The sequence below is a fragment of the Bacteroides faecium genome (genome assembly GCF_012113595.1).
Taxonomy (GTDB): Bacteria; Bacteroidota; Bacteroidia; order Bacteroidales; family Bacteroidaceae; genus Bacteroides; species Bacteroides faecium.
In genome coordinates, this window is record NZ_CP050831.1 from 4,466,657 (window position 1) to 4,486,617 (window position 19,961).

General features: G+C 46.0%; 18 protein-coding genes. 8 read left to right on the forward strand and 10 right to left on the reverse strand.

The annotated features are described in order from the left end of the window. Nucleotides 1-104: 104 nt before the first annotated feature. Together BacF7301_RS16475 and BacF7301_RS16480 are read left to right on the forward strand one after the other, a co-directional pair. Nucleotides 105-2,852 carry a SusC/RagA family TonB-linked outer membrane protein gene (locus tag BacF7301_RS16475; RefSeq protein ID WP_167964478.1) on the forward strand — a complete coding sequence of 916 codons (2,748 nt, stop codon included), beginning with the start codon at nucleotides 105-107 and terminating at the stop codon, nucleotides 2,850-2,852. A gap of 206 nt (nucleotides 2,853-3,058) precedes the next feature. Next, entirely contained in the window at nucleotides 3,059-4,651 is a 1,593-nt protein-coding gene (locus tag BacF7301_RS16480) for a RagB/SusD family nutrient uptake outer membrane protein (protein WP_245208484.1), read from the forward strand. A gap of 81 nt (nucleotides 4,652-4,732) precedes the next feature. Here the strand turns inward: BacF7301_RS16480 and BacF7301_RS16485 are convergent, their stop codons facing one another. From BacF7301_RS16485 to BacF7301_RS16505, 5 genes are all read right to left on the reverse strand, one after another. Continuing rightward, a complete protein-coding gene (locus BacF7301_RS16485; RefSeq protein WP_167964482.1) occupies nucleotides 4,733-5,005 on the reverse strand; it encodes a Txe/YoeB family addiction module toxin in 273 nt (90 codons plus the stop codon). Next, entirely contained in the window at nucleotides 4,996-5,256 is a 261-nt protein-coding gene (locus BacF7301_RS16490) for a type II toxin-antitoxin system Phd/YefM family antitoxin (protein ID WP_022139717.1), read from the reverse strand. The genes BacF7301_RS16485 and BacF7301_RS16490 overlap by 10 nt, the downstream gene beginning before the upstream one ends. Nucleotides 5,257-5,361: 105 nt before the next feature. Then, nucleotides 5,362-6,501 (reverse strand): DNA alkylation repair protein, encoded by a 1,140-nt coding sequence (locus BacF7301_RS16495; RefSeq protein ID WP_167964484.1) that lies wholly within the window; start codon nucleotides 6,499-6,501, stop codon nucleotides 5,362-5,364. A 123-nt stretch (nucleotides 6,502-6,624) separates the two neighbouring features. Then, entirely contained in the window at nucleotides 6,625-7,815 is a 1,191-nt protein-coding gene (gene dnaJ, locus BacF7301_RS16500) for a molecular chaperone DnaJ (protein ID WP_167964486.1), read from the reverse strand. 26 nt (nucleotides 7,816-7,841) lie between these two features. Then, nucleotides 7,842-8,426 carry a nucleotide exchange factor GrpE gene (locus tag BacF7301_RS16505; protein WP_167964488.1) on the reverse strand — a complete coding sequence of 195 codons (585 nt, stop codon included), beginning with the start codon at nucleotides 8,424-8,426 and terminating at the stop codon, nucleotides 7,842-7,844. A 196-nt stretch (nucleotides 8,427-8,622) separates the two neighbouring features. Between BacF7301_RS16505 and BacF7301_RS16510 the strand changes: the two genes are divergently transcribed. Then, nucleotides 8,623-10,242 carry an ABC-F family ATP-binding cassette domain-containing protein gene (locus BacF7301_RS16510; protein WP_167964490.1) on the forward strand — a complete coding sequence of 540 codons (1,620 nt, stop codon included), beginning with the start codon at nucleotides 8,623-8,625 and terminating at the stop codon, nucleotides 10,240-10,242. 266 nt (nucleotides 10,243-10,508) lie between these two features. Here BacF7301_RS16510 and BacF7301_RS16515 read toward each other — a convergent pair whose 3' ends face one another. From BacF7301_RS16515 to BacF7301_RS16530, 4 genes are all read right to left on the reverse strand, one after another. Beyond that, the gene (locus BacF7301_RS16515; RefSeq protein ID WP_167964492.1) at nucleotides 10,509-12,263 is read right to left on the reverse strand and encodes an ATP-binding protein; all 1,755 of its coding nucleotides are present in this window, start codon (nucleotides 12,261-12,263) and stop codon (nucleotides 10,509-10,511) included. A 136-nt stretch (nucleotides 12,264-12,399) separates the two neighbouring features. Further along, nucleotides 12,400-14,595: a VapE domain-containing protein gene (locus BacF7301_RS16520; RefSeq protein ID WP_167964494.1), complete on the reverse strand. Its 2,196-nt coding sequence runs from the start codon at nucleotides 14,593-14,595 to the stop codon at nucleotides 12,400-12,402. A 127-nt stretch (nucleotides 14,596-14,722) separates the two neighbouring features. After that, nucleotides 14,723-14,959: a hypothetical protein gene (locus BacF7301_RS16525; RefSeq protein WP_167959399.1), complete on the reverse strand. Its 237-nt coding sequence runs from the start codon at nucleotides 14,957-14,959 to the stop codon at nucleotides 14,723-14,725. Nucleotides 14,960-15,606: 647 nt separating this feature from the next. Continuing rightward, nucleotides 15,607-15,852 carry a DUF4248 domain-containing protein gene (locus BacF7301_RS16530; protein WP_167964496.1) on the reverse strand — a complete coding sequence of 82 codons (246 nt, stop codon included), beginning with the start codon at nucleotides 15,850-15,852 and terminating at the stop codon, nucleotides 15,607-15,609. Nucleotides 15,853-16,156: 304 nt separating this feature from the next. Here BacF7301_RS16530 and BacF7301_RS16535 point away from each other — a divergent pair, with 304 nt between their 5' ends. The 5 genes from BacF7301_RS16535 (at nucleotide 16,157) to BacF7301_RS16555 (ending at nucleotide 18,782) form a co-directional block, all read left to right on the forward strand. After that, the gene (locus BacF7301_RS16535; protein WP_167964498.1) at nucleotides 16,157-16,660 is read left to right on the forward strand and encodes an HU family DNA-binding protein; all 504 of its coding nucleotides are present in this window, start codon (nucleotides 16,157-16,159) and stop codon (nucleotides 16,658-16,660) included. A 121-nt stretch (nucleotides 16,661-16,781) separates the two neighbouring features. Beyond that, nucleotides 16,782-17,255, forward strand: a complete 474-nt coding sequence (locus tag BacF7301_RS16540) for an N-acetylmuramoyl-L-alanine amidase (protein ID WP_167964500.1) — start codon at nucleotides 16,782-16,784, stop codon at nucleotides 17,253-17,255. A 35-nt stretch (nucleotides 17,256-17,290) separates the two neighbouring features. Further along, complete coding sequence (locus BacF7301_RS16545; protein ID WP_159102168.1) at nucleotides 17,291-17,392, forward strand: smalltalk protein; 102 nt, start codon at nucleotides 17,291-17,293, stop codon at nucleotides 17,390-17,392. 397 nt (nucleotides 17,393-17,789) lie between these two features. Beyond that, complete coding sequence (locus tag BacF7301_RS16550) at nucleotides 17,790-18,305, forward strand: hypothetical protein (protein ID WP_167964502.1); 516 nt, start codon at nucleotides 17,790-17,792, stop codon at nucleotides 18,303-18,305. An 18-nt stretch (nucleotides 18,306-18,323) separates the two neighbouring features. After that, nucleotides 18,324-18,782: a DUF5958 family protein gene (locus BacF7301_RS16555; protein ID WP_167964503.1), complete on the forward strand. Its 459-nt coding sequence runs from the start codon at nucleotides 18,324-18,326 to the stop codon at nucleotides 18,780-18,782. Between the two features lie 108 nt (nucleotides 18,783-18,890). On the opposite strand, the gene BacF7301_RS16560 is transcribed toward BacF7301_RS16555, so the two are convergent. Beyond that, on the reverse strand, nucleotides 18,891-19,940 hold the full coding sequence (locus BacF7301_RS16560) for a leucine-rich repeat domain-containing protein (protein WP_167964504.1): 1,050 nt from the start codon (nucleotides 19,938-19,940) through the stop codon (nucleotides 18,891-18,893). Nucleotides 19,941-19,961: the final 21 nt, after the last annotated feature.

Sequence of the window (19,961 nt, forward strand, 5' to 3'; positions counted from 1 at the left end):
CGTGCCTAATTTCATACTATATATGAATAAAAGAGGGAATCTACTCAACCAGATTCCCTCTTTTTTTGTTATATTTGTAATATTACCTTAAAAAACTAATCAGCATGGTACGACGACACGGTAAACTAACTTTTCTCGGTCTTCTTCTGATAACCTCTTGCAGCAGCTTGTTTGCGCAGAAGATTCCTGTAACTGTTCCCATAGATTCCCTAATCACGGTAGGATACGCCACCGGAAGTCTGAAAACTATCTCCGGCTCCGTAGAGAAAATCACGGAAAGACAGATGAACAAAGACCAGATAACGAATCCTTTGGAAGCGATTCGCGGCCGTGTCCCCGGTCTGACCATCCAACGGGGAAGTAACGGGCCTGCCGCCCTCGACGCTGTTCGCCTGCGGGGAACGACCTCTCTCACCAGTGGCAATGACCCGCTGATTATCGTCGACGGAGTATTCGGCGACCTCAGCATGCTGACCTCTATTTACCCCACTGACATCGAAAGCTTCACCATCTTGAAAGACGCTTCCGAAACCGCCCAGTACGGCTCGCGCGGTGCTTCCGGTGTCATAGAAGTCACCACGAAAAAAGGGATGCAAGGCAAGACGCAAGTAGCCTACAATGGCAGCTTCGGCATCTCCACCGTCTACAAAAACTTGAAAATGCTCTCCGGCAACGAATTCCGCCAAGTTGCCTCGGAACGTGGTATCTCCATCCTCGACAAAGGCTACAACACCAACTTCCAAAAAGAAATCGAACAAACCGGCTTGCAGCAGAACCACCACATCGCTTTCTACGGCGGTTCCAGTGAGTCCAACTATCGTGTCTCCCTCGGTTTCATGGACCGCCAGGGAGTTATCTTGAACGAAGACATGAAGAACTTCACTTCCAACATGAACATGAACCAGCGTATGTTCGACGGTTTCTTAAACTGCGAACTGGGAATGTTCGGCTCCATCCTCAAGAACCATAACCTGGTAGATTATCAGAAGACATTCTACTCGGCAGCCACCTTCAACCCAACTTATCCCAACCATAAAGACCCCGTCACCAACTCTTGGGACGGCATCACCACCGCCAGTCAAATCACCAATCCACTGGCATGGATGGAAGTGCAGGACGACGACGCCACCTCGCATATCAGCACCCACGCCCGCCTGACATTCAACTTGATGAAGGAACTGAAACTCACACTCTTCGGCGCCTACACCTACAACATCGTCGAAAACTCCCAATATCTCCCCACATCCGTCTGGGCAAACGGGCAAGCCTACAAAGGAACTAAAAAACGTGAATCCCTGTTAGGCAATATGATGCTGACCTACAAGAAGCACTGGAAGAAACATTTCTTCGACGCCCTCGCCCTCGCCGAACTCCAGAAAGAAACCTATACCGGATACTACACCACAGTAACCAACTTCAGCACCGACAAATTCGGCTACAATAACTTGCAAGCAGGCGCGCTCCGCCTGTGGGAAGGTACAAACTCCTACTACGAGCAACCCCGCCTTGCTTCCTTCATGGGACGCTTCAACTACACCTACGCCGACCGTTACATACTCACCCTCAACGCCCGTACCGACGCATCCTCAAAATTCGGCGCTAACAATAAATGGGGATTTTTCCCTTCCGCATCCGCCGCCTGGGTGATTAGTGAAGAGAAATTCATGAAACAGCTCCCTATGGTAGACAATCTGAAATTCCGTATCGGCTACGGCCTTGCAGGTAACCAAAGCGGAATAGACTCCTACACAACGCTGAACCTCGTCAAACCGAACGGTGTCGTTCCCGTAGGAAACTCCGCCATCGTCTCCCTGGGCGACTTGCGGAACACCAACCCCGACTTGAAATGGGAAGTAAAGCATACCTTCAACACCGGCATCGACGTAGCCCTGTTCGGCAACCGCCTGCTGCTCTCCGCCAACTATTACAACTCCCGCACCACCGATATGCTCTACCTCTACAATGTCAGCGTGCCGCCATTCACCTACAACACCCTGTTGGCGAACATCGGCTCCATGCGCAACTGGGGTACTGAAATCGCTATCGGCATCACCCCTCTGAAAACCCGGGACATGGAACTGAACATCAACGCCAACATCACCTTCCAACGCAACAAACTGCTCTCCCTGAGCGGTATGTACAACGGCGAAATGATTTCCGCCCCCGAATACAAAAGTCTTGCCAGTCTTGACGGCGCCGGCTTCCACGGCGGATACAACCACATCGTCTACCAAATGGTAGGCCAACCGCTAGGCGTCTTCTACCTTCCCCATAGCACAGGACTGGAATCCGACGGCAACGGCGGATACACCTACGGCATCGCTGATTTAAACGGCGGCGGTGTCAGCCTTGAAGACGGCGAAGACCGTTACGTAGCCGGGCAAGCCGTCCCGAAAACGATTCTTGGTTCCAACATCAGTTTCCGTTACAAACGCTTCGACCTCTCCGTCCAGATTAACGGAGCCTTCGGTCACAAAATCTACAACGGAACTTCTCTGACTTACATGAACATGAATATCTTCCCCGACTACAACGTCATGAAAGCAGCCCCGAAGCAGAACATAAAAGACCAGACCGCCACGGACTACTGGCTGGAAAAGGGGGATTACGTCAACTTCGACTACGTGACCCTAGGCTGGAACGTCCCCATAGAGAAAGTGCAGAAACTCAAAAAGTACGTCCGTTCCCTGCGCCTGGCGTTCACCGTCAACAACTTGGCGACCATCTCCGGCTATTCGGGACTCTCGCCCATGATTAACAGCTCCACCGTAAACTCAACTTTAGGCGTGGACGACAAACGCGGCTACCCGTTAGCCCGTACCTACATACTGGGACTAAGTATTAACTTCTAAAAACAGAGGACGACATGATGAAAAAACAGTTGAAAAATATAGAGCAATTTTCCGAAGTAACGGAACAACGCTCAAAGAAGATGGAACAATGCTCAAAGAAGATAGAACAATGCTCAAAAGAAATAGAACAATGCTCAAAGAGGATGAAACAGCCGTTAATAACAAGAATAACAGGACTTACAAGAATAACAGGACTTATTCTTATCATGTGTATGACTCTCTTTTCGTGCGATAAATTTCTGGAAGAAAATCCAAAGGACAAACTTCCCGCCGGTGATGTTTACAACAAACTGTCCGACGTATATCTCAACGCCGTAGCCTCACTCTACACCTACGTCGGCGGTTACAGCGACAGCCAAGGCCTGCAAGGAACGGGTAGGGGAGTCTACGACCTGAACACCTTCACCACCGACGAAGCCATCATCCCTACACGTGGCGGCGACTGGTACGACGGCGGCTTCTGGCAAGGGCTCTACCTGCATGACTGGGGAATCGAAAATGACGCCATCCAAGCCACCTGGGAATACCTCTACAAAGTCGTAATGCTCAGCAACAAATCACTAGAAATAATAGATAAATTCAGCGAAACCCACTCCGACGCGGAACTCCCCGCCTACCGTGCCGAAGTGCAAGCCATGCGTGCCATGTACTATTACTACCTAATGGACTTATTCGCCCGCATCCCCTTGGTGCAATCTTCTTCCGTAGCCATGAAAGACGTACTCCAAAGCGACCGCAAAACCGTCTTTGAATTTATCTTCCGCGAATTGCAGGAAGCCGAGCCTTTACTCAGTGACGTGCACAGCAACCAATCCGGCCCTTATTACGGTCGTATCACCCGTCCCGTAGTCACTTTCCTGTTAGCCAAACTAGCCCTGAACGCCGAAGTCTACACCGACAACGACTGGACGGACACCCAACGCCCGGACGGAAAGAACATCAAATTCACCGTAAACGGCACCGAGCTCAACGCCTGGGAAACAACCATCTACTACTGCGACCAACTAAAATCCCTCGGCTATAAACTGGAACCGAAATACGAAACAAACTTCTCCGTCTTCAACGAACCGTCGATAGAGAACATCTTCACCATCCCGATGAACAAAACCTTATACACCAATCAAATGCAATACCTTTTCCGTTCCCGCCACTATAACCACGCCAAAGCCTACGGCTTAAGCGGCGAGAACGGTCCTAGCGCAACGATTGAAGCCCTCGAAACCTTCGAATACGAGAAGTCAACCCAAGACCCCCGCTTCGACATCTGTTACTTCGCCGGCATCGTGCGTGACCTCAAAGGAAACGTTATCAAACTGGACGACGGCACTGTCCTGGAATATCTTCCCTGGGACGTAAAACTGGACATCACCGACACCCCTTATGAACAAACGGCAGGCGCCCGCATGAAAAAGTACGAAGTAGACCCGACCGCCACCAAAGACGGTAAACTGATGGAAAACGACATCGTCCTCTTCCGCTACGCCGATGCCTTACTGATGAAGAGCGAAGCAAAAGTACGAAACGGTGAAAACGGCGATAATGAACTGAACGAAGTCCGTAATCGTGTGAACGCCGCTCCCCGTTCCGCCACTTTAGAAAACATACTTGCCGAACGTCAGCTTGAACTGGCCTGGGAAGGTTGGAGACGTCAAGACCTGATTCGCTTCGGAAAGTTTACAAGAGCGTACAGCAGCCGTCCGCAATTACCGGATGAAGCAAGCGGCTATACAACCGTGTTTCCTATCCCGGAGAAGATACGGGTAATGAATACGAATTTGAAGCAGAATCCGGGATACTAAGTGAAATTTATAGTAAACGCCCCATGTGTTACCAAACATTCATGGGGCGTTTTATTATTTATAGGGGAGAGTCACTCCCTTTTATTTCTTCATATAGTGATATCTCATAGAAAATACATATATTTCAATCGTATCTTCATGTACGGAATAGATGATTCGATGTTCTGAGTTAATACGTCTTGACCATTTGCCCGCAAGTTCATATTTTAGCGGTTCCGGTTTACCTATACCGGTATATGGATGCTCTGAAATATCTCTGAGCAAAGCCGTTATTTTATTCATAATGACTTTGTTCCCAGTCTTTTTCCAGTACTCAAGGTCTATTCTAGCCTGTTCAAGAAGTTTTATTTCCATAGATTTTCAATATCAACCGAAGTACCGCCGCCATTTTTTATTTCATCGTCTCCCTTTCTGATGATATCCATCATGGCGGGGGATTTCATGATGTATTCAGTCTCTTTGATAGAATTGTATTCTTCCAAAGAAATAACGACTACACTTTCGTTTCCTGAACGATGAACGATTAATGGTTCACTGTCATTGATAACCGCATCGAGATAACTCTTGAGGTTATTTCTTAGTTCTGAATAATTGGTTGTTCTCATAATCTTCCTTTTGATAAGTACAAATATAAGTACTTAATATTGTATCTGCAAATGAATTGAGACTTATTTATGATACCTTTGAAGAATCATTATACCTCATCTGATTCAATCCACCAATTCGAAACTATACTTTTCAAACTCATTTCCGTTGATTATTACAGCGATTTGATGAAGTCCGAGATGAAACTTCCTCGTTGTCACTACCCGAAAAGAGTGTTTTCTGGTTATTTGTGTAACAGAATCTCCGGCATATTCTTTTTCGCTGATTTTATGCACTTTTTTCGTCAACGTTCCATTCGCTTTTTGGTAATAGATGCCATATTCAAGTCGTATCCTGACCTTTTTATCATTATGATTCAGCAGCTTAAAACTAAACTCCAACGAATCTCCGACTTTCACTTTGGGCGTTGGGATTTGGAAATTATCAATACTGATATTTTCTATAACAGAGTCAAAGCCGAACAGCTCCATCATTTCCGGATTACCCTGTTTCAAGAGAGTCCGACAGCCGTGTTTAATAATCCAATCCACCTCTTTCGACTCTCCCCGCCATTTTTTCACCAAGTCAATCACCGTTTCGGGATTATCTTTCGCAATATCATTCAGATTATTGGCAACGCTCAATCGTACAAACCTAGACGGGTCATTTTTGAGATTTTCCAGAATAGGAATGATTGGCGCAGGATTCTCTTTCAAGTTCGGCAACGCCATTGCCCAGGGAAGGCGCGGGCGGCAACCCTCTGACGCAAGCCGTCTCACTCCCCAATGTTCGTGCTTGGACCAGACCAGCATTTGCTTCATCATCTCGTCCGGATATTTAATAATAAAAGGATGGACAGCAAACTCGCAACTGGTGAACTGAGTGATATTCTCAATCGCCCTGACAGAAGTTTCGTAGTCGTCCAACCCATATTGTTCGACATAATTATCCAGAATCGCCCCATATTCCAGTGTCAGCCCGAACTTCTCATCGTCTATGACCGAGAAGTCAGGATACGTACTTTTTACATAATCCAACAGTTCGAGTATTTTGGCGATTGCATCTTTGTAATCAGCCGGCAAAAACTCTTTCAGAACAGCCGTAATATGTCTGCAACGTTGTTTTAATTCTCTTTTTTCCCATTCATCATCCATTATCCGGGCCACAAACCCGCGGGCGTCAAAATCGTTGATAACAAGTTTCAAGTCTTTCGTAAATCTATCGAAAAACTGCTCATTGTACATGTTCTTAAAAGGCTCTGCCATATCTTCAAATTATTTAATTCATCCAGTCATTTCCATTTCACCTTACCTTATATAAAGTATAAGTGAGCCGCAAAAAAAATTACAGCTCACTTATACCTTTTATCTATATATAACAGCAAAAAATCAATCGAAGAAGCTCTTGAACTTCTTGAAAATCTTCTCCTTCACCGAAGTGCTCGGCTTGAAGTTATCCGAAGCATCCATTTTCTCCAGCGTAGCTTTCTCTTCTTTGTTAAGAGCTTCCGGCACATAAATACTGATATTCACGAGCAAATCCCCCGTTCCATATCCATTCACGTTCGGCAACCCCTTTCCACGAAGGCGAAGCACTTTCCCCGGCTGAGTACCCGAATCAATCTTCACTTTCACCTTACCGTCAATCGTCGGAATCTCCACAGCGCCGCCCAACGCAGCCGTCGGGAAACTCAACAACAAATTGTAAATCAAGTCATTCTCATCGCGAATCAAGTCCTGATGCGGTTCTTCCTCTACAAGTATCAGCAAATCGCCCGGCACGCCATTATGTTTTCCGGCATTACCCTTGCCACCCATAGCGAGCTGCATACCCTCTGCCACTCCGGCAGGGATTTGCACCGTCACCACTTCTTCACCGTAAATGATTCCGTCGCCACCGCACTTCTTACACTTGTTCTTGATAATCTTACCTTCACCGTTACAAGTAGAACAAGTGACACGCGTCTGCATAGTGCCCAGAATCGTCTGCTGGTTGCGAATCACCGAGCCGCTACCCTTACAAGTAGGACACGTCTCCGAACCGCCGTCACCCTCGGCACCCGAACCATGACACTGGTCACACGGCACATATTTCTTGAGTTTGAACTTCTTTTCCACCCCTTCGGAGATTTCCTTCAAAGTCAGTTTCACTTTCACGCGAAGGTCACTACCGCGATACCGGCGCTGTTGTGAACCGCCGCCACCGCCACCGAATCCGCCAAAACCGCTGAATCCGCCGCCGAAGCCACCGCCACGACCACCGAAAATATCGCCGAACATAGAGAAAATATCATCCATCGACATACCTTCGCCACCGAAACCGCCGAACGGCCCGCCATTGCCTGCCGCACCGCTCACACCCGCATGACCGAACTGGTCATACCGCGAACGCTTATCCGGATTACTCAACACATCATAAGCCTCGGCCGCTTCCTTGAACTTCTCTTCCGCTTCTTTATCCCCCGGATTCTTGTCAGGGTGATACTGAATCGCCTTTTTGCGGTAAGCCTTTTTAATTTCTTCTACTGTGGCGGTCTTCGTCACTTCCAGTATTTCGTAATAATCTCTTTTTTCTGCCATGCTTCTTTGTCAATTACAAATTAATCTTATTCCCCTACCACTACTTTAGCGTGCCGCAACACCTTGTCGTTCAATGTATATCCCGTCTGCACACAATCCAGAATCTTGCCCTTCTGTGCTTCCGACGGCGCAGGGATTACTGCGATGGCTTCGTGATAATCCGTATCCAACGGCTGGTCTTTCGTCTCGATGACCTTCACCCCGTTTTGTGCCAACACAGCCAGAAACTTATTGTAAATCAGCTCGATGCCCTCTTTCACGGCATTCACATCCGTTGCCGTCTCCATCGTCTTGATGGCACGTTCGAAGTCATCCACTACCGGAAGAATACTGCTCAGGCTCTTTTCGCCACCGTTCAGAATCAGCTCGGCTTTCTCCTTCATGGTGCGTTTGCGGTAATTGTCGAACTCGGCAGACAGGCGCAGATACTTGTCTTTCTGCTCCTCAATCGTCTCCTGAGCCTTTCCCAACTCCTGCGCGAGCTCTTCCTCGTGCGTCAGCGGAGCCGCGTCCTCAGCCTGTTCGTTCTGCGGCTGGTCTTCCGCACCATTGTTCAGAATGTCTTCCACATTCATCTCTTCTTCCTTCACCTTTTTTTCTTTCGGATTCATATCTTTTTTTATTTTTATTCGTAATATCAATTTCCCAAGCAAAAACTTTGCCAAGTTGGCGTTTTTGCCAAAAACGCTGCAAAGGTAACACTTTTATGTCAGATTGGCACATACCGGATAGCTCATAATTCATTTTAATTGCCTACCTTTGCGGCTTCAAAGCGAAAAAGTTTAAAGTTAAATAGAAAAAGGTAAGATGATTACAGTTTCGAATGTTTCGGTACAGTTTGGTAAAAGAGTGTTGTTTAATGACGTAAACCTGAAGTTTACGAGTGGTAATTGTTATGGTATTATCGGTGCGAACGGTGCGGGAAAATCTACATTCCTTCGTACGATATACGGGGATTTGGACCCCACTACCGGTTCGATTGCCCTGGGACCGGGCGAACGCCTCTCCGTATTGAGCCAGGACCACTTCAAGTGGGACGCCTTTACCGTGATGGATACCGTAATGATGGGGCATACCGTGTTGTGGGACATAATGAAACAACGCGAAGTATTGTATGCCAAAGAAGATTTCACGGACGAAGACGGACTGAAAGTATCCGAACTCGAAGAAAGATTTGCCGAGCTGGACGGATGGAATGCGGAAAGTGACGCAGCCATGCTGTTGAGCGGACTGGGCATTAAGGAAGACAAGCATTACACATTGATGGGTGAACTGAGCGGTAAGGAAAAAGTTCGTGTGATGTTGGCGCAAGCCTTGTACGGAAACCCGGACAACCTGCTGCTGGACGAGCCTACCAATGACCTCGATATGGAAACTGTGACCTGGCTGGAAGAATATCTCTCCAACTTCGAACACACGGTGCTCGTAGTAAGCCACGACCGTCACTTCCTCGACTCCGTGTGTACGCATACGGTAGACATCGACTACGGAAAAATCAACATGTTTGCCGGTAACTATAGCTTCTGGTACGAATCAAGCCAGTTGGCACTCCGCCAGCAGCAGAACCAGAAGGCGAAGGCTGAAGAGAAGAAGAAAGAACTGGAAGAGTTCATCCGCCGATTCAGCGCCAACGTAGCGAAGAGCAAGCAGACCACAAGCCGCAAGAAGATGTTGGAGAAACTGAACGTAGAAGAAATCAAACCCTCTTCACGCAAATATCCGGGCATCATCTTCACTCCCGAACGCGAACCGGGCAACCAGATTCTGGAAGTCTCCGGACTGAGCAAGAAGACGGAAGAAGGCGTAGTGCTCTTCAACGACGTGAATTTCAACGTAGAGAAAGGCGACAAAATAGTATTCCTTTCACGCAACCCGCGTGCCATGACTGCCTTCTTCGAAATCATCAACGGAAACATAAAGCCGGATGCGGGAACCTTCAACTGGGGCGTGACTATCACCACCGCCTACCTGCCGTTGGACAACACCGACTTCTTCAACACCGACCTCAACCTCGTAGACTGGCTCAGCCAGTTCGGCGAAGGCAACGAAGTATATATGAAAGGCTTCCTCGGCCGTATGCTGTTCTCCGGCGAAGAAGTGCTGAAGAAAGTCAGCGTACTCTCCGGTGGAGAGAAGATGCGTTGTATGATTGCCCGCATGCAGCTCCGCAACGCCAACTGTCTGATTCTGGATACTCCTACCAACCACTTGGACTTGGAATCTATCCAGGCATTCAACAACAACTTGAAGACGTACAAGGGAAATATCCTCTTCTCTTCCCATGACCACGAATTCATCCAGACCGTTGCCAACCGCATCATCGAACTGACTCCGAACGGCATCATCGACAAGATGATGGAATATGACGAATATATCACGTCAGACCATATCAAGGAACTGAGAGCGAAGATGTACGGTGACAAATAATCACGCTAACGCTTAGCCATAGCCATAAAACTAAGGCGCGGATTACGCGGATAACACGATAACTAATCATTTTTGATTAACAAAAACCGTGAAATCCGCGTAATCCGCGCCTAATTTTTTATTTAGCAATCCGTGTCTGATTTTTATTGATAAGCCCCACTCACACATTTCATGTGATAAGTTTCCCTATACTTCTCATGTGATAAGTTTCTCTATACTTCTCAAGTGATTAAGTCTTCTTATACCTCTCGTGTGATTAAGGCTCCCTATACCTCTACTTCTTCCGCCAGCGCCAATTCCCAACTGCGCCATACAACAGTTATCAGTTTCAGCCCCCCTTTCTCCCGAGCTTCCGCCACGCATTCATCCCCACTATAACGAATCAACTGCTCCCGCGCATCATCGGCAAGCATCCTAATCTCCTTTTCCGACGCACCGGCTTTCGCATACTTCACTTCCAGCAGATAAGTGTACGGCGGCATTACGGGTACTGCCGGACTGGGTTTAAAGAAGAAATCGGCAAACCCTTTGTTCATCTCATATTCCGGATACAGTTGATAATAGCGGAACATACTCAGATAGGCGAGAAGAAAACCCTTGATATGTGCTTCTCCTTCTATATACTCGCGGATGCGGCTCTGCTCGCGGATAGCTCCGGCAACAAATTCGAACAATGGCTTCCAATCTCCCTTGAAAGACATATTCTCAAACAAGGAGAACAGCCGGTTCACGTCGAGCTTGAAGACATCATGGCGGGCATATCCCTGAATCAGAAAATTGAATAGCTGTTCGCGAACCACCAGATTGGGAACGTGCAGGATAGGGCGTCCCATCATATCCACCCCTTTGATGGAAAGCAGTCCGAAATAGAACAGCAGGGATTTGAAGTTGCTCACGTCCGTCATTTCCAATGCAGAGAAATGAGTGACGATATCAGTCACTATCTCTCCCTTTTCCGCAATCTCCTTGATGACGGAGAAATTTTCTCCCAGTCCGTGGTCAAGGCGGACGAGATAGGCCAGCTTGTTAAAGTCCGTACGGATATTGGGGTCCACAATCTCGTCCGGCTTAACTCCGTGCAATATCAATGACTTCATACAGTAGAGCACCATGTCCGAGTTGAACATGCAATCCGCCAATTTGTTTCTGCTAAAGCAATAATTGTCATAATTGGGTTTCATCATAGTTACCGCGTCATCTACCGACAAAGGCAAAGCCCCTTGCTCTGTGTAATACGTCAGCATCTCGCGTAGTTCCTTCTCGCTGAAACCTACAAGGTCGTTAAACCAAGGGTCGGTAGTGATATTCGTGCCGATGTTGAATCCGCTAGTCACGTCGTCCATCGTCACCGGGCTTACTCCCGTGATGAACAAACGGTTGACGGCAGAACCCATTCCCGTCGTGGCAGCTTTGATTACATTAAAGAATCTCCGGATATATCCTTCGCCATGCGTCGCTTTCCGGTAAAGGTCCGTGCCGTAAGTTGAAAGAATAGTATTCGTAAAATTATCATATTCATCAATCAGGAGATAAATCTTGATATCTCCCTTGAGAGTAGCGTACGAATTGATAGCGGACAGCAATGCTCCCGGTTCTTCGAGTGTCTCCGCGTTCAGCACATCCCAGATTTCCTTTCCCAATATATGCTCGTACTTTTGCAGAAAATGTCTGAGTTTCCCGCAGCAATGCAACCGGAAAGATTCTTCCACCTCATTGATATTCGAGCTCACCTCAGAGAAATTAAATCTCATGATGAGAAACTGGTTATGTATCGGCGTAGGATGCTTCCCGATATACAGATTGCCGAACAATTCGTCGAACTGGTCGGCATACCGGACATCATAATAAGCTTCCAGCATAGCCAGCGTGAGGCTTTTCCCGAAACGCCGGGGACGAATCAGAAACAGGTAACGGGGCTGCTTCTCTATTTTCTCAATAAACATGGTTTTGTCCACGTAATAGAAGCCATCTTTAATAATGGCTCCGAAGTCCGTCAATCCGTATGGTATTTGCTTCAGCATATTGCGATTCCTTTCTTTATTCATCATTCATAATTGAAGCAAATATACGGAAAAACAGATGAATGTGGCACTCTTGATGTCACTAATTTATCCGTTCATCCGCCATTTCGTAAAAAACTGCCGTCTTACGGGAAAATTACAACTCCAACCCCTTCTGAACCGGCAGTTGCGGGCGTATCGAGTTTTCTGTACGTTCTTGGGGCGTATACTCCACCACACAATATTCTGTCACCTTGTTGTCGGTCTTCCGTGAGTGGAAATGGTTATTTTCCAGTACTGTGACCAGCATTTGTTTCATCTGCGCGTTGGACTGTGTGCGCCCGTTCAGGCTCAATACCGACATCAGGTAGGCGGCAGGAAACCATTGCGCATGTATATCGTTCGGCCTGGCAGCCCGGAAATAGAAGAAAAGATTTTCCTCTAACGGGTCTTTTTGGCGGAACGCCTCATTGCGGTTGTTGAGAAACGTAATCTCCTCGTTCTCATACCAGTATTGGAATCCTTGCCGGTAGAGCGCGTATGCCTGTGCGTATATCCCCTCATGATTGACAGGCGTGTGATAGTCTATGTCCAGAAGAGTGTTGAACGCGATACGCCTGTTCTGACCGATGTCCGGCAGGCAGTGAGGGTTGTTGGTACTGGCAATGAACGACGCGCGGCGGATGTACGTATAGTTCTGGATGTCATAGGCCTTGCGCTCGTTTACGACATCTTGTGTGATAAGACTTTTCAAGCTCTGCATACGCTCGGGGGAGAGCGTGTCAAATTCATCCAGATTGATGAGCAAGCAAGACGACATTTGCAGCAGATGGTCTTTGTTGTCGGGATTGATCATACCGTTGCGATAATAATCCTTAAGTTCCGGCGGGAGAAGGTGGCGGATAAAGGTACTCTTTCCCTTTCCCTGTGCACCGTGGAGTAGTATCAATATGTGGTTTTGCGCATCGTCGTCGATGGCGCACGCCACCATTCCCACGAGCCACCGGCGGAAACTGTCTTCGAAAAAAGCCTGGTCTGCCGCCTTCACCGTTTTCGTTATTTGGCCGATGAAGTCCGTTTTCCCGTCCCATGCCTTGCGTGAGGTGAAATAATGGACAAACGGGTTGAACGGTTCTGCGTAGTCCGAGTCTACCACTGCTTTCAAATCAGTTTGCGTGCAGTTGATATTCTTTGTATGTGCGTTGACATAGAATGTGTTGAAATCCTTTACACGAAGTGCGTTGAAAGGCGGCAATCCTGCTTCGGGGCTGGCGGGCGTTTTCTTCCGGAACTCGATTTGCTCTTTCACTACGTTTCTCCTGATTTCGTAGTGTTCGTCCATAAATTTGATTATCTGGCAGATTTTCGGTTCCTTCTCTTCTTCTTCCGCCCGGTCGGTCTTTGAGGTGTATTGGTAGGCATTGTGCAGGGGGAGTTCGAGGTCGAAGTCGGGAAGGTTGTCGCCGAAATGACTGTGTGCCAGGCTGACGGCTTCCTGTTCCGTGATATGGCGACGGTAACACTGAGTGCCAAGGCAATAGAAGAAATTGTCGCGGTTGCCCGTCTCAAGACGTTCTTTGCGCCGGGTGTATTCCAGTGCCTTGCGGAAGTCGAGCTGCACTTGCAGGTCGATGGGCGACGCGTTCTCCTGCACGGGAAGGAGCGGGGAGCGTTCACGGGGAGTCTTGCGTTTCTTGTTCTTGCACTCTTCCTCGGTGGGGAGTGTCACCTTCACGGTGAGCGGCTTTACGTTTTCCAGCCGTTCGGGAGAGAGGAAGGCGTCCGGGTCATGCGACACGAAGAATCCGCGTCCCGGGTCGCTTCCGCTTGTATCCACTTTCGTATTGAGCAGCTTTTCGTATTTGTCGCTTGCCAGGGCGTACATGCGGTGATGGTATCGTTCGAGTGTGGGGAAGTCGACAGTTCCCAGCGCGTTCAGTTCGGCGCGTAAGGCTTCCGCCTCTTCACCGGTGAGATAGACGAAGATTTTCAGCCCGTGCATGCGGGGGCTGACGAAATCCCCTAACGTGTCGGGACAGTCATTCACCAGTCGGCGGAATTCCGGGAGCTTTTCTGCCGGCATGTCGTCACAGTCAAGCGTGATGATGTCCTGATATGTGTCGAGACTGTAAGCCAGTCTTTCCTTTATGTAGGTAGCCGTGATGGTGTGGTAGGGCAGTTGCTTCTTCATGCGGTCTGCCTTCGTGGTGTCTCCCTCTTCCATAGCTTCCCGAAGTCTCCGGATTCTGTCGCGATAAACATTCCCCCGGATAAATTCGAACAATTGCTGGATACTTATACTTCCCGATACGAGTGATAGTCCTCTGTATGTGGTTATTACGATATTTTTCATTTTACTTGTTGATATGTATTTAAATTGTGCCAATAGTAACACGCTGCAAAGGACGGCTTTTTGTGTAGAATAAAAAAACTGCTTTTTGTACCCAAAAAGCAGTTTTTTAACATTTGGCTCTTAACCATCAATCATCAAGAAGCGTTCTCTTCAGCCTTTGTATCTCACAATCAATCTCTTCCACACTTAATGATTCGTCCGAATCATCAGATTTCTTGAAATTAACAGCCAGAAACAACCACTCTGCGAAGAACTTGGGGCCTTTAATGTTAAAGGGAGAGTCACGGTTATAGCAGAGATGGACAATGGGAAGGAGAAACTCCTTGCGGTCGCGCGGGCTAACCTCTATCCTGTTGGTATACAAATTATTGACAGTATCAAGCGTTTGTGTGATGAACCGGGATACTTTGGGGAACTCTCCTTTTTCGAGCGTTACAGCCTGCTTGTTTTGGTAAACGAAGCCTTCGGAAAAAATGTCTTTTTTCTCATGATTTTAAGTGTTTTTTGTCCGATGTTAAAAAATGTAGTTTTAAAAAGACGCAAAGGTACGTTTTATCTTGTTTCTTTCATTTACTTATCCTGTTTATTCTCTTATATATTTTATTTGATGGAAAAAGCGTGTATTCGAGGGTGAGCACCTCACCCTCGAATACACGCTTTTTTCTTTATAAATAAAGTAATCTATCGCGCCCGCGCTCGCGTACATTACTTATAAGGAACTCCACAGCATTTTATAAGAATCCCCCAGTGCTTTATAAGAAGTTCCCTATCACTTTATAAGGCCCCCACAGCCTGCCTGTCCTCAACACGTTATGTGTTGAACGGAATTCCATTATAGCCGCTTTTATTTTCTTCTATCGCTAATCCCGGTTTCATTATAGCAAATCTTTTTTTCATTATAGCATATCTGATTATCATTATAGCTAATCCGGATTTCATTATAGCTAATCTGAATTTCATTATAGTCGATTTTTTTTCATTATGGCCCATCGAAATCCACTATAAAAAGATTCACGGCTCATCCAGATACTTCACGATGAGCCTCACCTGCCTTGCGCTGTAAGCGTGGTCATTCTTACCTTCGCCGCCGCTATACATTGCGTCATACAATTCCTTGTTATTTCTGATCCACTCCCTCATTTTCCGCATGGCATACACCAACGGTACATAAGGATTGTATAGATGTGCCAGCTCCGACTTCAAATACGGTCGTATGACAAACGGCTCTTCCGCCGCCTCTTCCTTTTCTGCTTTCATGTCTTCGGAAAATTGATTTTATCGTATTCCAAATATACGAAAAATCCCCCGGAAAGCCAACTGTATAAGTAAAATAAAATCAATCCGAATTAAAGTAAATACACTCTAAATGAAACTGAATCAAAGTAAGACAAACGGAGACAAAGTACGTCATCTCATCCCACTGTGATATAGTACCTTTGAGGTATCGAAAGAGAAAGAAACAGAGCTCGTTCACCTCTCCCGATACCCATTGCGGCAACCGCAATCTGTAACATTTATTTTTTAATTTTTAATTCTCAATTTTTAATTTAAAAAAATTATCATGGCAATACCATTTAAAAGAATGGGTCGTAAAGACCCGAGAAAGGTTGACGGGGTGGTGAAGTTTCACCCGCAACTTGTGACGCAGGGACAGAGTGTAGACCTGGATAAACTCGCTTACACCATGAAGGACAAAAGTTCCTTGTCGCTGGGCGATATCCAGAGTGTGCTGACCAATCTCGTAGAAGCGATGCGTGCGGCACTGTTCGACGGCAAATCCGTCAATATCCGTGACTTCGGTGTATTCAGCCTTTCCGCCACCACGCTGGGAGTGGACACGAAGGACAAGTGCACGATGAAAAACATCAAGGCTGTGAATATCAACTTCCGTCCTTCGAGCAGTGTCCGTCCCAACCTGACATCTACCCGTGCCGGAGAAAAAATCGAGTTTCTGGATCTCGATGCGCCCAAAACGAAAAACGAGGGCGGCGGAACTCCGGACGGTGGCGGCGAAACACCTGACCCCGATGACGGCGGTGGAGAAACTCCGGATCCGGCAGCATAAGCTATCGGTAACCGACAATCAACAATCGGCAACCGGCAATCAACAACTGGCAACCGGCAATCAACAATCAACAACCGGCAATCAGTAATCAGCAATCAGCAATTGAAATATCAGCTACACCATGAGAAAGATTGACTTAATCGTGATCCATTGTTCCGCCACACGCGAAGACCGTTCGCTCACCCCGGATGACTTGGAAACGATGCACCGCCGCCGCGGATTCAACGGCACGGGCTATCACTACTACATCCGCAAGGATGGCACAGTTCACCTCACCCGTCCGATTGACCGTATCGGGGCACACGCCCGAGGTTTCAACGCTCAGTCGATAGGCATCTGCTACGAAGGTGGTCTGAACTGCCGGGGATGCCCGGCGGACACGCGGACACCGGCTCAATGGTCTTCGCTGTGGCAACTGGTGAATCTGCTGCTTGAGAAATTCCCCGGCTGCCGCGTGTGCGGCCATCGCGACCTCTCGCCCGACCGCAACGGAAACGGGGAAATAGAACCGGAAGAATGGATCAAGGCGTGCCCGTGCTTTGAGGTGAAAGACGAGTTTTCAGGAACAAGAGTGACTAAGAAAAAGAGTAACTAATCTTTTAAAGTATCAGAAAGGAGGTGTGTAAAGTTATGGCAGTCAAGAAATCCCTTTGGGACATGATCCTGAAAGTAGTTATCGCAGTGGCTTCGGCAGTGTTGGGCGTTGTGGGTGGTAATGCGATGAATCTGTAACCTGCATTTCGGCGGGAAGTACGCGTGCTACTTCCCGCCTTTTTTAGTTACTGATATGCGTATTCAAGCATTTTCTTCAATTTGCATATCGTTGGCAATCTCATCTTATATGTTTTTGCGATAACAAATAATAATTACCCTAACATAGAACATAATCATTCTCATGTTAGGGTATTGGGTAAATCGAATATAATTCATTAAATTTGTCGGATACTGTGATTATAGACAAGAAGCATTGCATATATTACCGTTCATGGAGACGAAGGAAGTAAAATTTCAAGTAATTCATGAAGATTATCTTACCCTGATACAAGTTGATTAAGGATTGATTTATATCAAGATAATTCTAAATATATAGGAAAATAACATTGATAGCTATAAACTATTTGTAAGTAATATGAAGACAATTATAAAAAACATATACGTAAAAGAATATTGTTTTGGCTCATATCAGGAACAAGCATTGTTTTTAGATAATATAAATAACCAGAAACAATTAGTACTAGAAAACACGTATGAAGAACTGTATTATTGTTATGTGTTTTACAATTCAATTACGCAAGAAAAAGAGCTTACATTATCATTTAGCAGTGACTTCACTAAAGAAAATATAAGTATATGTTTTTGGATAAATAAGAATATTGTAATTGTAAGTTTTGATTCTTTCGTATATTTTATTGATAATAAGGAATGTAAAGTTATAGAGGAAATAGACCTAACAAGTCCATTGATTGGCATTTATCAAATAGATGATGATAAAATACTTATTTTAGAAGAAACTTATATTAGAACAATTGATCCTAATGGGAAAATTATTCAAGATATGAAGACAGATTTAATTGAAAACTTTAATATCCAAGATGATATACTATATGTGTGCGCTGAGGATAACAAATACATATATAAATTATAGCGTCTAAAAAATGTTATTATGACTTTGGAACAAGAACTATTAATCAACCAATATGGTCAGAACCTTGTGCCGATTGAAACATTGGTAGAAGATTATAATAAGATATTAGAACCAGATGACAGGAAAATGTATTTAAATCATTTGGTATCTCTTATTATTCAATCTAAATCTGAAGATTCGGATATTTCACGAGCAATAGAAAATAGTCATCTAAGGGAGACTTTTACCCCTTGTGTACTTTTGAAAAAAGGCGGTACAAAATATCATAATTTAAGAAAAATCATAGAACTTCCTGATTATGAATTAGAAAAGGCACTGGTCTTATTTCTGAATTTATTTAAAATAGGATATAACAGGCGTTTTCAGAAAGAAAAAAACAATCCTGACAAGTGGTGGTATTGGGATTTGTCTGATGAAAATAAACTTGATTCAATTAAAAGAAGAACTCTATCAGAAAATAAAAGAGGTTCGATGTAATTGTGATGTCTTATTTTTAGAGATTGGTAAATGAATGTGCCTTATCTTGAATTCCCCTGATATAAACTCATTAATAACGAGTTTATATCAGGGCAATTCTTTTTCTTCTTATTTCTTATAAACCAACTTGCTCGGCACACCGTCTCCAAACAAACTATCGCCCAGCGTTGTAATCTTATCTCCCGTAGCCAACACGTAACGCAGATTATCGCATCCCATAAACGCACCGAACTCGATAGCCGTCACACTGGCCGGCAGCTCCAATGTACCGCAAAGGCGACCGCAATTGCTGAACACACGCTGCCCGATAGATTTCAGATTATGCGGTAATTTCATATTCAATAGATACTTCTTCTGCGCGAAAGTAAAATCGGGGATAGCTGTTGCATTTGTCTTGGAAATATCGACTGATACCAAATTAGGCATATAATCGCGGATAAGTTTGAAATCGGCATTGTCCAGTTTACCTTCAACAGTCAGGAAGTTGATGTCGCGGGGTTGCAGTCCTGCTTTCAGAATCTCTTCTTCCAGTTTGCCCATAAGTCCTACCTGCAAAGTAGCTTCTACCGGTTCGCCTTCGATGAAAGCAAAGTTCTGCCATCTGTCCTTGTAGCGGTAAGCGTCGCTGCTGCCCAGAGGGACGAAGATAGCGGTAACGCTGTCTGCCAATGCTTCCGGCAACAGGTTGGGAGCTGTCTTTTTGCGAATCTGGCAGATTTTCAGATTCTCGCAGCCTTTGAAAGCGGCGTCTTCGATATTCTTGGTCTTTTCGGAGAGGATTACTTTTTCTAAAGTTTGTTTGCCTTTGGTCACTCCGTCCACTACACTGGAGAAAGCATAGGCAGGGATAAAGTTCGGCATATAAATGTAGAACTTGCCGTTGGGATAGGTTCCCGATTTCCCGCTGTACATTTTTATTTCGGCATTCGAAATATCCAGCACTTTCAGGTTATCGAACTCATCACGCAGGTGTCTGAAATCTTCGGCATTCAGTTTTCCCGTAAGGGTGAGGTGGGTGACGGCGTTGGCTTCGTCTTCCGTCATCATGGAAATCAGTGTTCCCGGTTTGCTTACATAATACGTTTTACTTACCTGGGCTGTGACTCCTAATGAGTTGGCAGCCAATAAGAAGCTTATCAATAGTAGTTTAATTTTCATAATTTTGCGGATTTGTTCTGA

Bases quoted from the DNA above. Each gene is read 5' to 3' on its own strand.
- BacF7301_RS16475 (WP_167964478.1), top strand. From the start codon at position 105: ATGGTACGACGACACGGTAAACTAACTTTTCTCGGTCTTCTTCTGATA.
- BacF7301_RS16480 (WP_245208484.1), top strand. From the start codon at position 3,059: ATGTGTATGACTCTCTTTTCGTGCGATAAATTTCTGGAAGAAAATCCA.
- BacF7301_RS16485 (WP_167964482.1), bottom strand. From the start codon at position 5,005: ATGGAAATAAAACTTCTTGAACAGGCTAGAATAGACCTTGAGTACTGG.
- BacF7301_RS16490 (WP_022139717.1), bottom strand. From the start codon at position 5,256: ATGAGAACAACCAATTATTCAGAACTAAGAAATAACCTCAAGAGTTAT.
- BacF7301_RS16495 (WP_167964484.1), bottom strand. From the start codon at position 6,501: ATGGCAGAGCCTTTTAAGAACATGTACAATGAGCAGTTTTTCGATAGA.
- dnaJ (WP_167964486.1), bottom strand. From the start codon at position 7,815: ATGGCAGAAAAAAGAGATTATTACGAAATACTGGAAGTGACGAAGACC.
- BacF7301_RS16505 (WP_167964488.1), bottom strand. From the start codon at position 8,426: ATGAATCCGAAAGAAAAAAAGGTGAAGGAAGAAGAGATGAATGTGGAA.
- BacF7301_RS16510 (WP_167964490.1), top strand. From the start codon at position 8,623: ATGATTACAGTTTCGAATGTTTCGGTACAGTTTGGTAAAAGAGTGTTG.
- BacF7301_RS16515 (WP_167964492.1), bottom strand. From the start codon at position 12,263: ATGCTGAAGCAAATACCATACGGATTGACGGACTTCGGAGCCATTATT.
- BacF7301_RS16520 (WP_167964494.1), bottom strand. From the start codon at position 14,595: ATGAAAAATATCGTAATAACCACATACAGAGGACTATCACTCGTATCG.
- BacF7301_RS16530 (WP_167964496.1), bottom strand. From the start codon at position 15,852: ATGAAAGCAGAAAAGGAAGAGGCGGCGGAAGAGCCGTTTGTCATACGA.
- BacF7301_RS16535 (WP_167964498.1), top strand. From the start codon at position 16,157: ATGGCAATACCATTTAAAAGAATGGGTCGTAAAGACCCGAGAAAGGTT.
- BacF7301_RS16540 (WP_167964500.1), top strand. From the start codon at position 16,782: ATGAGAAAGATTGACTTAATCGTGATCCATTGTTCCGCCACACGCGAA.
- BacF7301_RS16545 (WP_159102168.1), top strand. From the start codon at position 17,291: ATGGCAGTCAAGAAATCCCTTTGGGACATGATCCTGAAAGTAGTTATC.
- BacF7301_RS16550 (WP_167964502.1), top strand. From the start codon at position 17,790: ATGAAGACAATTATAAAAAACATATACGTAAAAGAATATTGTTTTGGC.
- BacF7301_RS16555 (WP_167964503.1), top strand. From the start codon at position 18,324: ATGACTTTGGAACAAGAACTATTAATCAACCAATATGGTCAGAACCTT.
- BacF7301_RS16560 (WP_167964504.1), bottom strand. From the start codon at position 19,940: ATGAAAATTAAACTACTATTGATAAGCTTCTTATTGGCTGCCAACTCA.